The following is a 15270-nucleotide window of genomic DNA, read 5'->3' as shown; positions in this document are numbered from 1 at the left end:
GAGGATATGACGTACCCACATATAGAAATGGGTTGACAATGGATAGACGCTACCCTGGTACACATTTATCAGGAAGTAATCCATTATACACTATTCTTGCTACAGCAAATGAAGTAATTGAATATATTCCTGAACAACAAATTATTGTTTCTAAAGGAGTTTTAGTTCAAAATCCATAGGATTGAGAAACATTTGTAAAACTAAAATCCGTTCGACTATCGAACGGATTTTTTTATATTTTGATTACTAACTTTCTATTTTTATTGTTTTCAACAATTCTGGTAAAACGGTATTCGTAAATTCTTCTTGGGCTTCGATTAACAAAGGTTTATAATCGTGATAACGATTAGAAAAATGACCTAAAATTAATTTCTTTACATTGGCTTGTTTCGCAATCATTCCAGCTTCTTTTGCAGTTGTATGCCCTGTGTAAACCGCTAAATCTTTCAATTCGTGTAAAAATGTTGATTCGTGATATAACAAATCGACATCTTTTATAATTGGAACAATATCTGGTTTATATTTTGTGTCCGAACAAAACGCGTAACTCAAGGACTTTTGAGCATCAAATGTTAAATAATCATTCGGAATTATTTTTCCAGATTCTAACGTAAAATCTTTTCCATTTTTCAAATTTTGATAATCGCAGATTTCAATTTCTGGAAATTCCTCGATCGTATCCATATTCAATTTTCGAGGTTTTGGCTTTTCTCGAAAAAGATAACCATTTGTATAAACTCGGTGATTTAGCGGAATAGAATAAACTTCAACTTTATCATCTTCAAAAACTAAAACAGATTCTTTTGTATGCAATTCGTTGAAAATAATCTCGAATGAGTTATTAGATTCTGTTAAACGTAATTGTGTTGTAATAAATTCCTCAATTCCTTTCGGACCATGGATATGCAAAGGCATATCGCGACCAAGCAATTGAAGTGTAGAAATTAATCCAATCAATCCAAAAACATGATCGCCGTGCAAATGCGATATAAAAATGTGATTTATTCGGTTGAATTTTGCCTTCGCTTTTCGCAATTGTACTTGTGTTCCTTCTCCGCAATCAATCAAAAAATAGCGTTCTGCGATGTTTAATAATTGAGCGGTCGGATGCGTAAAAGCTGTTGGTAATGCTGAATTAAATCCTAATATTGTTAGTTGTAAACTCAATTTACGTTTAGATTAGTTAAAAAATCGTTTAATTTTTCGACAGCTTTTCCTCGGTGGCTAATTGCATTTTTTTCTTCAGGAGACATTTGTGCAAAAGATTTTGAAAAACCATCAGGAATAAAAATCGGATCGTAGCCAAAACCATTGTCACCCATAATTTCAGTTGCAATAGTTCCATTCACTCGTCCTTCGAAAAAATATTCCTTTCCATCCAAAATTAAACAGAAAATAGAAATAAAATACGCTTTTCGATTTGTTTTTCCTTCCAATTCTTTCAACGCTTTTGCAATATTATCTTCGTCTTTTCCTGTGCCAGCATATCGAGCAGAATATACACCAGGTGCTCCATTTAACGCTTCTATCACTAATCCAGAATCATCTGCAAAGATATTTTTCCCAGTTTTATCGAAAATAGTTTTCGCTTTTAATTGCGCATTTTCTTCGAAAGTTGTACCAGTTTCTTCAATTTCATCAAAGAAATTAATATCAGTCAATGATTTCATCGATAGGTAAGAAGGTAACATTTTTGTAACTTCTTTTACTTTATTGTTGTTATGTGTGGCAAAAATTAATTCCATTTATATTGTTTTTTGTTCTGTTTTTTTGATTAATAAATAGACAGATAAAATTCCGATAAGTGTCATTCCTCCAATTAATAAATAATCTCTTTGCGCAAAAACTTCGCCTTCCATATCGCCCTGCATTAGCATTAACGAGTACGAAAGAGTGTTGTTTAGGAAATGTAATAACATAGGTAAAAACAACGATTTTGTGCGATAATAAACTATTCCAAAAATGATTCCTAAAAGTCCAGCGCCTATAAATTGCCAAGGATTCATATGTGCACATCCAAAAATAAATCCATTGATTAAGATTGCAGTTGTAGGATTTACATTGAAATTTAGCATTCCTTTCAAGATTATTCCTCTGAAAATAATTTCTTCGAAAATTGGAGCCAAAATACAAATCATAATAAATCCAGCGATTTTGTAATCTAACATCATTTCAAAAGAAGCTTGAAAGATTTTATAGATTTCTTCTAAAGGTCCAGTTGTTGGAATTAAACTTGTTGCAACCTCGGCTAAAGGCAAAAGAAATAACCAACAAGCTATTGATAATATGAGCTGAATTGGAGTAAAAGAATGTTTGATATCTTTTAAAATTGATGCAAATTTAGTTTGTGTCAACATCAATAAAATAACAATTGCGCAAACCGTTCCTGTTAAAAATCCTAACGGTAAAAGTAAGTGATTAAGCGGTTTGTAAAAAAGTGCTGGAGCAGAAACAAGTCCGCCAGCAAACTGCATTATAATCACTGCAATTGCGCTATACAAAAGAGCTTTTCCAATACCAAAACTTAGTTTATTTTCTTGCTTAGGAACAAATTCTTCAAATGGAGAGGTGTTATTCATGATGATAAGGTTTACCCTGCAATATACTAAATCCTCGGTAAATTTGCTCAGTCAAAAATAGACGAACCATTTGATGCGTAAATGTCATATTGGATAAAGACATTTTTTTATTTCCACGATTGTAAACAGATTCGTCAAAACCATAAGGACCACCAATCACAAAGACAAGATTTTTGACAGATTGATTCATGTAATTCTGAATATCATCTGCAAATTGCTTCGAAGTAGGTTGTTTTCCTTTTTCATCCAAAATAATAACAAAATCTGTATTGATGATTTTATTCAAAATTTGCTCAGCTTCTTTTTGTTTTTGTTGAATTTCGGACAAATTTTTACGATTTTTGATGTCAGGAATTTCAATTCTTTGATAATTAATGTGCGAAGGCAATCGATTTTCATACTTTTGTAATAGCATTTCGATGGCTTTTTCGTCTGTTTTACCGATACAAATGGTCGTAATATTCATTCAAAATTATTTATTGAGACAAAAATATGCGCATTCTACAAGATTTTAAAACATATACAGGAATAAATTATTTTCGAGATTGGTCGAAAACAAAATTGATGAACAAAAATACGGGCATCACGGTATATGATTTCTTGAAAGTTTTTTGGATTCGCGTCATGAAAGGTAATTTTCCGTTGCGTTCGGCGGCAGTTTCGTGGATTTTATTTTTTAGTATGTTTCCATTTTTGCTTTTTTTGTTTAGTATTTTACCGCATTTGGTTTATTACCAAGAAATAAAAAACTTGCTATTTACACAACTTCTTCCTCAACTTTTACCTAAACATGTGAGCAATGAAGTGATTTCGTATATTGATAAAACGACGGCTGTACAAGGAAAACGTAAAGTGAATTATTTCTTGATTTTGATTACAATTTTTATGTCATCCAACGGAATACAAGGGATTATAAATGGATTTAATGTTTCGTATCAAGATGTTTATGTAAAGCGAAAAAACTCAAAATCGAGAATGATTTCGATAATTTTAACCTTGTTTTTTACAGTTTTTATTGTGTTACAAGTGTTTTTATCTTATTCGACATCAATTATTTGGAAATACTTAACCAACGTTTCATTTTTAAGTAAACTTGGACAATTTTCGTATTTAATCAACTATTTTTCGGTATTTATTTTTTATTTTGTTTCGATGTGTATGTTGTATTATTTCGGACCAAATCACAAAAAATCGCGTAGTACAGTTATTCCAGGGGCATTGTTAACTTCTGTTTTGTTCTTGTTAACTGTGATTGGTTTTAATTCGTATTTAAGTTATTTTACAAATATTGATTTGTTTTATGGATCGCTTGGATTAGTGATGATTATGATGATTTTTGTTTACATCAATGTTATTTTGATGTTAGTTGGTTATGAATTGAATATGTCAATTAATTACACCAAAAATTACGAATACGTTAATCATATTGACAATAATCGATTCATTAATTTGGATAAATTTTAAGGTTCATTTAAAAGATGCCCGCAGGTTTTGCAATAAATAGCACCATCTAGGTGGTAATCATCGCCACAATTGCGACATCTTTGCGTGTTTGTAGGAATATCTTCCTTATGTTTAGCCGCTTTATTCATTTCCATAGTTACAATACTTGTGGGAACAGCAATTACACCATAACCTATAATCATTACAACAGAAGCTAAGAATTGTCCTAAACCAGTGACAGGTGAAATATCACCATAACCTACTGTTGTTAAAGTAACAATTGCCCAATAAATACTAATTGGTATACTTGTGAAACCAGATTCGGGATGATCGTGTTCAACCATATACATAATCGAGCCAATTACAACAACAATTAATACTACAAATGATAAGAAAACGATGATTTTATCTTTACTTTCTTTCAGTCCTAACACCAACACATTTTTCCCACGAGTAAATCGAGTAAGGTTAAAAATTCTGAAAATACGTAGTAATCTTAAAATACGAATACTTGCTAGGTACTTACTTGTAGGTAAAACTAAACCAAGATAAAATGGTAAAATAGACAATAAATCAATAACTCCATAAAAACTAAAAATATATCGCCAACGATTTTTAACGCAATAGATTCTTAATAAATATTCTATAGTAAACAAAAAGGTTAAAATCCATTCTAAAGATACTAAAACTGTATGGTGTCTTGCGTTAATTGCCGGAATAGACTCCAACATAACTAAGCCAACACTCAATAAAATTAAAAGTAATAAAGAGATGTCAAAAAGTTTTCCATAAGGTGTATCAGCTTCAAAAACTATATCGAATATTTTTTGTTTTAGCTTCTTTTCTTCATCAGCTCCCATTCTTTTTAGATAAGGAAATCTACCTTTAAACATTAGTTTATATTTTTGGAATGAGCTAAATTAGGAAAAAATTTTAGTATGAATATTCTATTGACTGGTGGAAGTGGATTAATTGGTTCAGAATTAACAAAGATTTTAATTAAAAATGGACATCAAGTTCGTATTTTGACAAGAGAAAAAGAGATTGAACATCCTTTTTATCATTGGGAGAAAGATACAATTGATGAAAAAGTTTTTGAAAATTTGGATGGAATTATTCATTTGGCTGGAAGCTTAATTGCGAAAAGATGGACAAATTCTTACAAAAAAGAAATTTTTTCGAGTAGAGTTGATACAGCGAATTTACTTTTTGAGTATGTCAAAAAATTGAATATTGATTTGAAATTTTTTATCTCCGCGTCTGGAACTGCTTATTATGGACAAATTACTTCGAACAAAATTTTCAAAGAATCTGATGAACCGAATATTGATTTTTTAGGTAAAGTTTGTGTCGCATGGGAAAATGCTGCTTATCAGTTCGAAAAAATAGGTGCAAGAGTGGTTTGTCTTAGAACTTCTTTTGTTTTGTCTAAAAACGGCGAAGGTTTCAAATTATTAAAAAAACCTATTCAACTTGGTGTAGGAGCAAATCTAGGTAACGGAAAACAATGGATGCCTTGGATACATATTACAGATTTGATACAAATGTATGCGGAAGCTGTAGATAATGATAAAATAAAAGGAAGTTATAACGCATCTTCACCGCAATATATAAATCATTCGGAATTCAATCATACGCTAGCGAGAAAAATGAATAAACCTTTTTTTATTCCTAATATTCCTGCTTTTGTTATGAAATTAGCATTAGGTGAGATGAGTAGTTTAGTCCTAAATGGATCTAGAATTGACGCAACTAAAATTCAAGAAACAGGTTTCAAATTTCAATATCCTACTTTAGAAAAAGCGTTAGAAGAATTGATAGAAAAGTAACGAAAATTTTATTTAGATTATTCTTTATGTATTGTTGTGTATTGTACTTTTGCAGGAATTACAAATTGAAATGAAATTAAAAATTACTTTACTCTTTTTATTTATTGCATTATATACAAATGCGCAATCGAAAGATTTAAAATTCGGAAAAATTTCGGAGCAAGAAATTAACTTAACTCAAGTTCCTTTCGAGAAAAATGCAGATGCTGTTATTCTTTCGGAAGAAGGAAAAATGGATTTAACTTCGTCTAATTATTATTTGACTGTAAAACGAAGAATCAAAATACTGACTGATAAAGGACTTGATGAAGCAAATATACAACTGAATTATTACAGCAAGAATAGAAATGAATCTATAAGCGGAATTAAGGGAGGTACAATTAATATTGTAAATGGAGTAGAGCAAATGACTCCGATTGATGAAAAAGAGATTTTTGATGTTTCTTTAAATGAATTGTATGCTGCAAAACGTTTTACTTTTCCAAATGTAAAAGTTGGTTCTATTATCGAATATACTTATATCAAAAGTAGCGAACACAATTTTTCTATTGATGCGTGGAATTTTCAACATGATATACCAACGCTTTCGAGCAAGTTTCGATTAAATAATCAGGCTTATGGTACATATTCGATTATTACAATTGGTGATGGTTTGAATACAAAGTATAAAGGTAAATCTAGTTCAACGGAATGGTTATTACATAATATCCAAAGTTATAATCAATTAAAATACGTTTATAATCCTGAAGATCAAAGTGAACGAATTAAAATTCAGGCAGCTAATTATCATACAGATGGAGCAAAGAAAACTACGATGAGCGCGTAGATAGATTTGATTCAAGATATAAATGCACAATATGATTTGTATCGAAATCCTTCTGCAATCAGAGATGTTGCGCAAAATATTCCGAATGGAAAAGATGAGGTAGAAACTTTGAAAAATGTGATTGAATATATTGATTCAAATGTAAAATGGAATAGATTTTATGGAATTATTCCAACGCGTTCGAACAAAACTTTATTGAAAGAAAAGTCTGGTTCTACGGCAGATATGAATCTTTTATTGAATGAAATTTTAACAGCTAAAGGTTTCGAAACTTCGATGGTTATGTTTAGTAGTCGTCATCATGGACAAATTTTGTTTTCTTATCCAATTGTCAATCAATTCAATTCTGTTTTAACAGTTGTGAAATTAAATAATGGTGCTTCAAATATTATCTTAGATGCTTCAAAATTAAATAAAGAACAAATCGAATTTGGACCTTTAGATGTGTTTAATTATCATGGAATTGTCATCAAAAAAGGTGAAGCTTCGTTTGTAAAGTTGAATCAAAAATTGTCTTATTACGAATCATCATTAAAGTATGATTTTATGAGTAATGGAAATTTAATTCTTTATCGTAAAGACAAATTCAATGATTATTTTTATGATGATGCTGCAGACGAAGAAAATGTTTTGAATAGATATTTGACTGAATCTTTAGATGTGCGTTTAGACGAAGAAATTAATGATAAAACGGTTTTTGATACTGATTCTTACGTTAAAAATTATAAAGCAAAAGCTGTAATTCCGAATGCTCCATTTTATACATTTATAAATCCTTTGCGCGAATTTCTAAAACAATATACTTTTGAAGATAAAAATCGTCAGCGCAAAATAGAATTTAATTATCCTTATTTGTTTAATATTCAGGTGAAATCTAAAATTCCAGATGGTTACGAAGTGATAATTGATGAAAAATACAAAGCACATCACAAAACTGAGCTTGGTTTAGAGTATTATCAGGAAGCAAAAGTGAAAGATGGACAATTGATACTAGCAATTCAATTTTTATTGCCAGAAGGTGTTTATGAAGCGGATAAATACAATGAATTGAAACAATTTTTTGAGAAAATAAAAACAGAATCTCTGAAAGAAGTTTTAATGAAAAAGAAATAAATAAAATCCCGCACTGAATTTTTCAGTGCGGGATTTTATTTATTATTCAATCACCATCAAATTACAACCTCGCACATCCGAATGATCGAAACGTCCTAAGATTTCAAATTGATTGTGAGTTATTTTTTTACCTAAATCATCAGTTGCAATAAAACTAATCGAATTGTAATTTGCCAAATCAATCACATTCACGCCACCTGTTTTTCCCTCTTCAACATATTGGAAAGGATCTTCGGTTTCTCTGATCAAAATTCGCATCCAATTTGGCGATTTAAACGTCAAATCTCCTCGAGAATAACCTTGCGAAAGCAATTCCGTCATTCCATATTCCGAATGAATTTCATTTGTTCCGAAACCATTTTTCAAAATTGAATGCAATTCTTCGCGCGTAATTTCTTTCTTGCGACCTTTCATTCCGCCAGTTTCCATCACAATTGTGTGCTGCAAATTCATTTTATAATTTTCGACAAAATCTAATAAAGCAAATGAAACACCAATCAAAATTGCTTTCTTGCCCGTTTTTTCGTGCGCAATAAGATTTTCGTACAATTCATCGTGATTATACAAATAGAAACCACTTTTATCGCTACCAGATTTCTCAATCCAATACTCCACCATATCAATCAAAGACGAACCTGTACGCTCCAAATACGAAGGCAAAAGCGCGAAAATAGTATAATCGGGAAGTGGACCATAAAATTGTTCGAAACATTTTTCTAAACTGTAATGATACAATGCCAAATCCGTTACCAAATGTTTACTTGTCGCCATTCCAGTTGTTCCCGAACTTGTAAAAACCTTTTCCACTTCACGATTTCCCGAAATCAATTTAAATTTCTTAAAAAACTGAATCGGTAAAAAAGGAATTTCGTTGGTGTGTTTTACAGTAGAATAATCAACGTTCAAGAAATTTAAGAAGTTTTTGTACACCTCATTTTCTTGCGCTTGATAACGGAAAACTTCCAATGCAACGTTTTGGAAATCTTCTTCGGATTGAATAGAAAAAATTTGCTTTGAATCAAACATTTTGCAAAATTACAAAATAGAGTAGAAGTGAGCGAAGTAATTATATTATTTTATAAATAAAACCGTCAATTCGAGTGAAATTCGTTTAGAATTTTGTGTCGAGAATAAGGTTTTAGAAGATAAAATTCATCTTAATTCTCGATACAATTTTTAGAAATATATTTCTAAAAATCACTCGAATTGACGAATTTTAATTCAAGACAAGTTATTATTTAAAATATTCATCAAAATGATGTTTGAATAAAGTTGACATCGTTTCAGATTCTAAACCATATAAAGTAATTTCAAATTCAAATACGTCATCAGAAATTTCAATTCCAGAAATAGAACTTCCCCAACTTTTTAATTCTTCTTTAAAATCATTATAATAAATTCTAAGATTTGGAATAATCGCTGTGTCTATCAATCTTTCTTTTTCAGAATCATAATTTATATGGATGTTATTTGCTAAACAATAATTTTTGAATAATAAATAAGGAGATTCAATATCTATAAAATTTATTTTGCCATAAACAACTCCCATCGGAACATCTGCAAATTCAAATTCTGTAGTTCCAATAATTTGTTCTTCAAGCTTTATTGTAAATGTAGTAGCCATGCAATAAATTTCTTTAAACTTACAAAAATCTACTGATTTTTTAGCTTAACAATTGTTGCATTGGCTTTGTAAAGATGATCGCCAAGAATTTCGTAATTCTGAATTAGATCTTTGTAGAAAAGCGCACTTGTAGTCAAAAGTTTCTCTTTTTCGATCGTCTTCATTAAATTTGCTTCGGCTTCTTTGTAAATTGTATTAATCGTTTTTTCGATAAACTCCGCTTGTTTGATAGAAACTTCTTCTTGTGTTTCGTTCAAATTTTGATTTAGAATACGCGTTGTTTGATCCAAATTATTTTGAAATTCGACCAAATACGTTCTCATTTTTGGTGTAAAATAACTATTTGTCATTCTACGACGACGATGAATAGAAGAAATCTTAATCGCAATATCGCCCACACTTTCCAGATGATGACAAAGTGTAATTAGTTGATGAATCGCAATTGTATTTTCGTTTGGTAAATCTAAATCAGCAATTTCATTCAAAAATTCATTGACTTCTCTCTCCAATTGATCACCTTCTTTTTCCAGTTCCAAAATTCGTTCACGAAAAACCAAAATCTTTTCTTCATCACTTTCAGTAATCATTCGCCCAAGCGTATAAATCGTTTGTTTCGTTGTAGAAGCGAGTTTCAGAAGTTTTTTGTTGGCTTCATTTTTATATAGGTCAGAATTTGTTCCGAATGGAATTGCATAAAATTCTAATTTATTGTCTGCTGATTTTACAGAGAAATATTTTTTCTGACAATAGAAAGCTATTTTATTGATAAAAGGCGTAAACAAAATGACCCCGACGAAATTACTAATAGTATCAAAAGTAATCAGTTGAACAGCGATATTTGATGAAATTGTTGTTCCAATAAATTTTAAAACAAAATTTGCAATCAACATAAAAATCAACGCAATTACAATATTGAAAAATGTATGAAATGCTGCGACAACTTTCGTGTATTTATCTCCAATTGCGGCAACTAAATGCGCTGTAAAAGTTGTTCCTATATTTGCTCCCAAAACAATCATTGCAGCTAATTCGATAGGTAAACCTTTGCTCGCTAATAAAATTGCAATCGTAATTGATGCTGATGAAAAGTGGACTAAAACCGTTAGTAATATTCCAAATAGAATAAATAACAAATTAGTCAAAAAACCATAATGCGATAATTGCTGAAAGAATTCTTGTAACTTCTGATGACTTTCGATAGAAGGTAAAAAAGTTTTCAGGAAATAAAGCGAAAGAAAAAGTAAGGAAAGCGAAAATAAAATTCCACCTACTTTTCTTTGGTTACGTTTTTTCGATAAATAAAATGGAAAAGCCACCAGTATAAGAGGCAATGCAATTTGTACCAAATCGAATTTCATTCCGAAATAGACCAACCACAATGTAAGCGTAGTTCCGATATTTGCGCCTAATATTAAGCCAAATGCTTTTCGCAAATTAATCAATCCAGCATTTACAAATCCCAATATAAACACACTCGCAGCCGAGGAAGATTGTATAGCTGTTGTAAAAAAAGTACCTGTAACAATTGTCGATAAATTGTTTTTGGTTAATTTGTTTAGAGTGCGTTTAAAATTCGATCCAGATAACGCTTGTAAATTTTCGCTTAATAGTTTTATCGCAAAAATGAACAAAGCAATTGCTCCGAAAAGTTGCAAAATTTGTATGATAAGATGCATTAATGATTAATTGACTACAAAAATAGGGACTCTAATGTAAATAGAATATTATCTTTTTTACTTTTATTGAAAAAAAGTTTAATCTTTTTTTGAATTCTAAAATTCTGATTTTCAAAATTGAAGTAAATTTTTAGAAAAAACTTCTACTTTTTTTTGAAAAAACATTTGCGAGATTCGAAAAACTGCCCTAATATTGCACCACGAAAAAGGAACAATACTTCTTTCGAGAAATGAATATCCTGTTTTCAATTTGAAATATACAAATAATAATATTTTTGCCGATGTAGCTCAGCTGGCTAGAGCAGCTGATTTGTAATCAGCAGGTCGTGGGTTCGAGTCCCTCTATCGGCTCAGCAAAAATATAGGTCGGGGAGATACTCAAGCGGCCAACGAGGACGGACTGTAAATCCGTTGGGTAACCTTCGCAGGTTCGAATCCTGCTCTCCCCACTAAAAAGCCGATGTAGCTCAGCTGGCTAGAGCAGCTGATTTGTAATCAGCAGGTCGTGGGTTCGAGTCCCTCTATCGGCTCCAAAAAAGTTTATATTTTACTTTTAAAACAAAAATAAAAAATCGCCGATGTAGCTCAGCTGGCTAGAGCAGCTGATTTGTAATCAGCAGGTCGTGGGTTCGAGTCCCTCTATCGGCTCTTCTTTTTTGAAGAATACTTTATTATTAGGCGGGGAGATACTCAAGCGGCCAACGAGGACGGACTGTAAATCCGTTGGGTAACCTTCGCAGGTTCGAATCCTGCTCTCCCCACAATCCATTTTAAATATTTGGAAAAGCAAATCATCAAATCTTTTGATGATTTTTTTATTAATGTGAGCATCAAAAAAAAAGCCCTTTTTAAAGGACTTTTTACTTGATGATGTTCTTAATAATTTCTATTGAATATACATTCGAAATCTTTTCTATAAAACTATTAAAATCTAATGTAGAATGATCGTCGGCATCATCTGATATTGTTCTTATGATGATAAAAGGAATATCAAATTCGTAACAAACTTGTGCTACTGCAGCGCCTTCCATTTCGACACAAAGTATTTCGGGTAAGTTTTGTTGTAATTTTTCTTTCTGAGAATTTGTCGAGAAAAATAAATCTCCAGATCCAATTAAACCAACATGTAGTTGAGGCTGATGAATATTAAATTTATCCAAATCTTTTTCAGAAATCACATTATGCAAATGTTGCTCTTCTAAAATTTCTAAAATAGCTGTTGTCGCAACTTCTAATTGAGAAGAATCAGCCTCAAAATAAGCTTTTCCTAACATTGGGATTTCGTAAGCAGGAAAAAGAGGTTGAGCATTCATATCATGTTGAATCAAACTTTGCCCTAGAACAATATCTCCAATTTTTACATCAGCATGAATTCCACCTGCAACACCTGTAAAAATCAATTCAGAAACGTTAAATTCAAGGATTAAGGTTGTAACCGTAGCAGAGGCAGCAACTTTACCAACACGAGAATAAACGACCACAACTTTTTGATTGTTTAATTTTCCAGTAAAATAACTTCTTCGACCAATTTTATGTTCTTGCTTGTTTGTTAATAAATTGACTACACCGTTTATTTCTTGCGGTATAGCGCCTATTATTCCTATTATTCTTTCGCTCATCTTTCCAATTTGAAAGCGAAGTTACCAATTTATTTTCTGTATTTGTAAACCGAACAATAAATCTCATAAATTAAGATAAATGGCAAACAAATGATAATCAAACATGTATTTAGAAGATTTTTTATCATCTTACAAAAGTAGAGTTTTTTCAGAATATGTTAAAAATCAATTGTGAATTAGTCTTGGCTTGTTGTATTTTTGTAGCATAAAAGTTTGAAATGAAAAAATTATCTATAGCGATTATATGCTGTGCATCAGTAATGCTGATGAATTGTACGAATAAAACAGAAGAAAAACCAGTTGAACAACCTGCTAAATCTGCTGTTACAGTGGAAGAACCAACGGAAATTGTAGAGGGTGTAATTAGAAAATCTGGAGTTGAGTGGACGGCTTATAAAACAACAGAAAAAGTGGCTGTTTCAGGACGTTTTGATGTTGTTTTGGTGAAAGACGCAAAAGAAGATGGAAAAACGCCTCAAGAAGTTTTAGAAGGTGCAAATATTATAGCGACAGTTGCTACATTAAATTCTGATCAAATTGATCGTGATCAAAAATTGAAAGATATTTTGTTTGGAAATATGATTAATACAAGCGAAATCAAAGGTCAATTACATTTCAGAGATGGTAAAACTTTCTTGAATTTAACGTTGAATAATGCTTCTAAAGAATACGAAGTAAAATCAACGTTTGAGAACAATGTTTTTTCAATTGAAACAGATGTTGATTTGATGGATTTTAACACAGGAAAAGCAATAGAAGCTCTTAATCAAGCTTGTTTAGAATTACACAAAGGTGCAGATGGCGTTTCTAAAACATGGAGCGAAGTACACATCAAAGGTCAAGTAGAATTTAGCGATAGTTTCGGTAAATAATTCAAAAAATAAATAATTAATTTTAAGGCTACAATTTTTTGTAGTCTTAATTTTTATAAATAAATCAGTAAAAAATGAATTGGGTAATTTTACTAATTGCAGGATTGTGCGAAGTCGGTTTCGCATCATGTCTTGGAAAAGCAAAAGAAGCAACCGGAAATGACACGTATTTATGGTATGGTGGTTTTTTATTTTTCTTAACGGTGAGCATGGTTTTGTTGGTAAAAGCAACGCAAACATTACCAATCGGAACGGCTTATGCAGTTTGGACAGGAATTGGAGCAGTCGGAACAGTTTTAGTAGGAATTTTTATTTTTAAAGAACCAGCAAGTTTTTGGCGCGTTTTCTTCTTAACGACTTTAATTTGCTCTATTATTGGGTTAAAATTTGTGTCAAATTAACTGAAATTAAAGTGTTGATTTATGGAGAATTTTAATGTTTTTGATCAAGAGGAATTTATTCAGCAAACTGTTGAAAATAAACGTTTGAAAAAAGATTTGATTAAGACGATTTTTATTCAGCATGGTTATTTAATTATTTCTCAAAATGACCAAGAAATTAAACTAAAACAACACGATGTTTTCTTCCCAGAACCTAATAAATCTTACCAAATAATTTCAAAATCATCTGATTTAGAATTGTTGAGTTTAGTTTTAACCAAAAAGATTTTAGATACATCGATTATCGATTTGAGTGGTTATGAATACAACCAATTTTTTGGTGAAGGTAGAATCAATAATTATCATTTCAATGAAATAGAATTTTCTGCTTTAATCGAACTTTTATTGCAATTGAAGTTGCGTTTGCAAGAGAAATTGACCAAATTCGTACGCTATTTACAGTTCAATTTATTTTATGCGATTGTTTACACAACGTTTAGCGAACTTTCGAAACAACAAACAATTATTGTAAGAAAAGGAACGCGAAAAGATGATATTGTAAAGCGTTTTTTGAATGATTTAAATAAGAGTTATACAGAAAACAGAGATGCAAAATATTATGCAGATAAATTGAATATTACAGTACGATATTTAACTGAATGTTGCAAATCAATAACAGGTAGAACGACAAAAGAATTAATCAGTTCTGTTGTGATTCGTGAATCGAAAGTATTGTTGAGTGAAACAACTAAAACAATCTCTGAAATTTCGAATGAGTTAAACTTTTCTGACCAATATTCATTCGGAAATTTTTTCAAAAAACATCTAAAAATTAGTCCAACTCAATTTAGAAAAAGTTTACAATAACTTCCGTTTTGGACATCTTTAGGCTACTTTTCAAACTTTTTTTTATCTCGATTTTTATCATCTTTGTTACTATCAAAAGGGTCACTATAATTTTATAGTAAAACAGAGGTGTTTTTTGATGGCGAAAGCTAACAAAAGTGAGTAGAGTATTACTAAAAGTTTATATCACCTCTGTTTTTTCTAAAATAATGTTTTTAAAATTAATAGTTCCGAAAAAGTTTAAAATAGTTCTAAGTTTACTGATATTTGAAAAGAAGTAATCCAAAAACCTAAAATGATTATTTTGACCATTTGACAAAAAACAAAAAGAGAACCTAAAAAATTAAGTTCTCTTTTTCTATATTTTATAGATATTTAAGTGGAAAATCACCTTTTATTGAAAGGTGATTTTTTTATGCTTTAAATAATTCATTCAAGTTTACTCCACCGAAGTTTCCTGAAC

16 protein-coding genes and 5 tRNA genes are annotated in these 15270 nt (G+C 30.7%); 12 read left to right on the top strand and 9 right to left on the bottom strand.

The features are described 5' to 3' along the window. Window positions 1–246: 246 nt before the first annotated feature. From B2X73_RS07500 to rlmH, 4 genes are read right to left on the bottom strand one after another with little or no spacing between them, the layout of a single operon-like run. Window positions 247–1167 carry a ribonuclease Z gene (locus tag B2X73_RS07500; RefSeq protein ID WP_219034751.1) on the bottom strand — a complete coding sequence of 307 codons (921 nt, stop codon included), beginning with the start codon at window positions 1165–1167 and terminating at the stop codon, window positions 247–249. Further along, the gene (gene rdgB / locus B2X73_RS07495; RefSeq protein WP_219034752.1) at window positions 1164–1745 is read right to left on the bottom strand and encodes an RdgB/HAM1 family non-canonical purine NTP pyrophosphatase; all 582 of its coding nucleotides are present in this window, start codon (window positions 1743–1745) and stop codon (window positions 1164–1166) included. Before rdgB ends, B2X73_RS07500 begins: the two co-directional genes overlap by 4 nt. After that, window positions 1746–2579, bottom strand: coding sequence for a CPBP family intramembrane glutamic endopeptidase (locus tag B2X73_RS07490; RefSeq protein ID WP_219034753.1), 834 nt, complete (start codon window positions 2577–2579; stop codon window positions 1746–1748). Further along, window positions 2572–3045 carry a 23S rRNA (pseudouridine(1915)-N(3))-methyltransferase RlmH gene (gene rlmH, locus B2X73_RS07485; RefSeq protein ID WP_115001348.1) on the bottom strand — a complete coding sequence of 158 codons (474 nt, stop codon included), beginning with the start codon at window positions 3043–3045 and terminating at the stop codon, window positions 2572–2574. The genes B2X73_RS07490 and rlmH overlap by 8 nt, the downstream gene beginning before the upstream one ends. Window positions 3046–3071: 26 nt before the next feature. On the opposite strand from rlmH, the gene B2X73_RS07480 reads away from it, so the two are divergent. Continuing rightward, a complete protein-coding gene (locus B2X73_RS07480; RefSeq protein WP_219034754.1) occupies window positions 3072–4043 on the top strand; it encodes a YihY/virulence factor BrkB family protein in 972 nt (323 codons plus the stop codon). Here the strand turns inward: B2X73_RS07480 and B2X73_RS07475 are convergent. Beyond that, window positions 4040–4915: an ion transporter gene (locus tag B2X73_RS07475; RefSeq protein WP_286495960.1), complete on the bottom strand. Its 876-nt coding sequence runs from the start codon at window positions 4913–4915 to the stop codon at window positions 4040–4042. The two genes, B2X73_RS07480 and B2X73_RS07475, sit on opposite strands and share 4 nt — an antisense overlap. 45 nt (window positions 4916–4960) lie before the next feature. Between B2X73_RS07475 and B2X73_RS07470 the strand changes: the two genes are divergently transcribed. The 3 genes from B2X73_RS07470 (at window position 4961) to B2X73_RS07460 (ending at window position 7790) form a co-directional block, all read left to right on the top strand. Next, a complete protein-coding gene (locus B2X73_RS07470; protein ID WP_221856027.1) occupies window positions 4961–5851 on the top strand; it encodes a TIGR01777 family oxidoreductase in 891 nt (296 codons plus the stop codon). Between the two features lie 70 nt (window positions 5852–5921). Further along, window positions 5922–6677, top strand: a complete 756-nt coding sequence (locus tag B2X73_RS07465; protein WP_125348827.1) for a DUF3857 domain-containing protein — start codon at window positions 5922–5924, stop codon at window positions 6675–6677. 6 nt (window positions 6678–6683) lie between these two features. Beyond that, the gene (locus B2X73_RS07460) at window positions 6684–7790 is read left to right on the top strand and encodes a hypothetical protein (RefSeq protein WP_219034758.1); all 1107 of its coding nucleotides are present in this window, start codon (window positions 6684–6686) and stop codon (window positions 7788–7790) included. 42 nt (window positions 7791–7832) lie between these two features. Here the strand turns inward: B2X73_RS07460 and B2X73_RS07455 are convergent, their stop codons facing one another. From B2X73_RS07455 to B2X73_RS07445, 3 genes are all read right to left on the bottom strand, one after another. After that, window positions 7833–8816, bottom strand: a complete 984-nt coding sequence (locus B2X73_RS07455; protein ID WP_286495957.1) for an acyl transferase — start codon at window positions 8814–8816, stop codon at window positions 7833–7835. Window positions 8817–9024: 208 nt separating this feature from the next. Continuing rightward, complete coding sequence (locus B2X73_RS07450) at window positions 9025–9414, bottom strand: hypothetical protein (RefSeq protein WP_115001331.1); 390 nt, start codon at window positions 9412–9414, stop codon at window positions 9025–9027. Window positions 9415–9443: 29 nt separating this feature from the next. Beyond that, on the bottom strand, window positions 9444–11090 hold the full coding sequence (locus B2X73_RS07445) for a Na/Pi cotransporter family protein (protein WP_219034760.1): 1647 nt from the start codon (window positions 11088–11090) through the stop codon (window positions 9444–9446). Window positions 11091–11367: 277 nt separating this feature from the next. Between B2X73_RS07445 and B2X73_RS07440 the strand changes: the two genes are divergently transcribed. The 5 genes from B2X73_RS07440 (at window position 11368) to B2X73_RS07420 (ending at window position 11851) form a co-directional block, all read left to right on the top strand. Next, window positions 11368–11441: transfer RNA gene (locus tag B2X73_RS07440), tRNA-Thr, on the top strand. Between the two features lie 17 nt (window positions 11442–11458). Beyond that, a tRNA-Tyr gene (locus tag B2X73_RS07435) sits at window positions 11459–11539 on the top strand. Window positions 11540–11546: 7 nt separating this feature from the next. After that, window positions 11547–11623: transfer RNA gene (locus tag B2X73_RS07430), tRNA-Thr, on the top strand. 41 nt (window positions 11624–11664) lie between these two features. Beyond that, window positions 11665–11738 (top strand) — tRNA-Thr (locus tag B2X73_RS07425). A gap of 32 nt (window positions 11739–11770) precedes the next feature. Then, a tRNA-Tyr gene (locus B2X73_RS07420) sits at window positions 11771–11851 on the top strand. 99 nt (window positions 11852–11950) lie between these two features. On the opposite strand, the gene B2X73_RS07415 is transcribed toward B2X73_RS07420, so the two are convergent. Beyond that, window positions 11951–12709 (bottom strand): 5'-methylthioadenosine/adenosylhomocysteine nucleosidase, encoded by a 759-nt coding sequence (locus B2X73_RS07415; RefSeq protein WP_219034761.1) that lies wholly within the window; start codon window positions 12707–12709, stop codon window positions 11951–11953. Window positions 12710–12927: 218 nt separating this feature from the next. On the opposite strand from B2X73_RS07415, the gene B2X73_RS07410 reads away from it, so the two are divergent. From B2X73_RS07410 to B2X73_RS07400, 3 genes are all read left to right on the top strand, one after another. After that, the gene (locus B2X73_RS07410; protein ID WP_219034762.1) at window positions 12928–13581 is read left to right on the top strand and encodes a hypothetical protein; all 654 of its coding nucleotides are present in this window, start codon (window positions 12928–12930) and stop codon (window positions 13579–13581) included. A gap of 74 nt (window positions 13582–13655) precedes the next feature. Beyond that, window positions 13656–13982 carry a DMT family transporter gene (locus B2X73_RS07405; protein WP_038334569.1) on the top strand — a complete coding sequence of 109 codons (327 nt, stop codon included), beginning with the start codon at window positions 13656–13658 and terminating at the stop codon, window positions 13980–13982. 21 nt (window positions 13983–14003) lie between these two features. Beyond that, a complete protein-coding gene (locus B2X73_RS07400; protein WP_291046460.1) occupies window positions 14004–14828 on the top strand; it encodes a helix-turn-helix domain-containing protein in 825 nt (274 codons plus the stop codon). Window positions 14829–15270 lie beyond the last annotated feature (442 nt).

Origin of the sequence: Empedobacter sp. UBA7252, from assembly GCF_002472765.1 — a bacterium.
GTDB lineage: Bacteria > Bacteroidota > Bacteroidia > Flavobacteriales > Weeksellaceae > Empedobacter > Empedobacter falsenii_B.
Note: the sequence above shows the minus strand (reverse complement) of the source record. Positions and strands in the feature narration are given on the sequence as shown.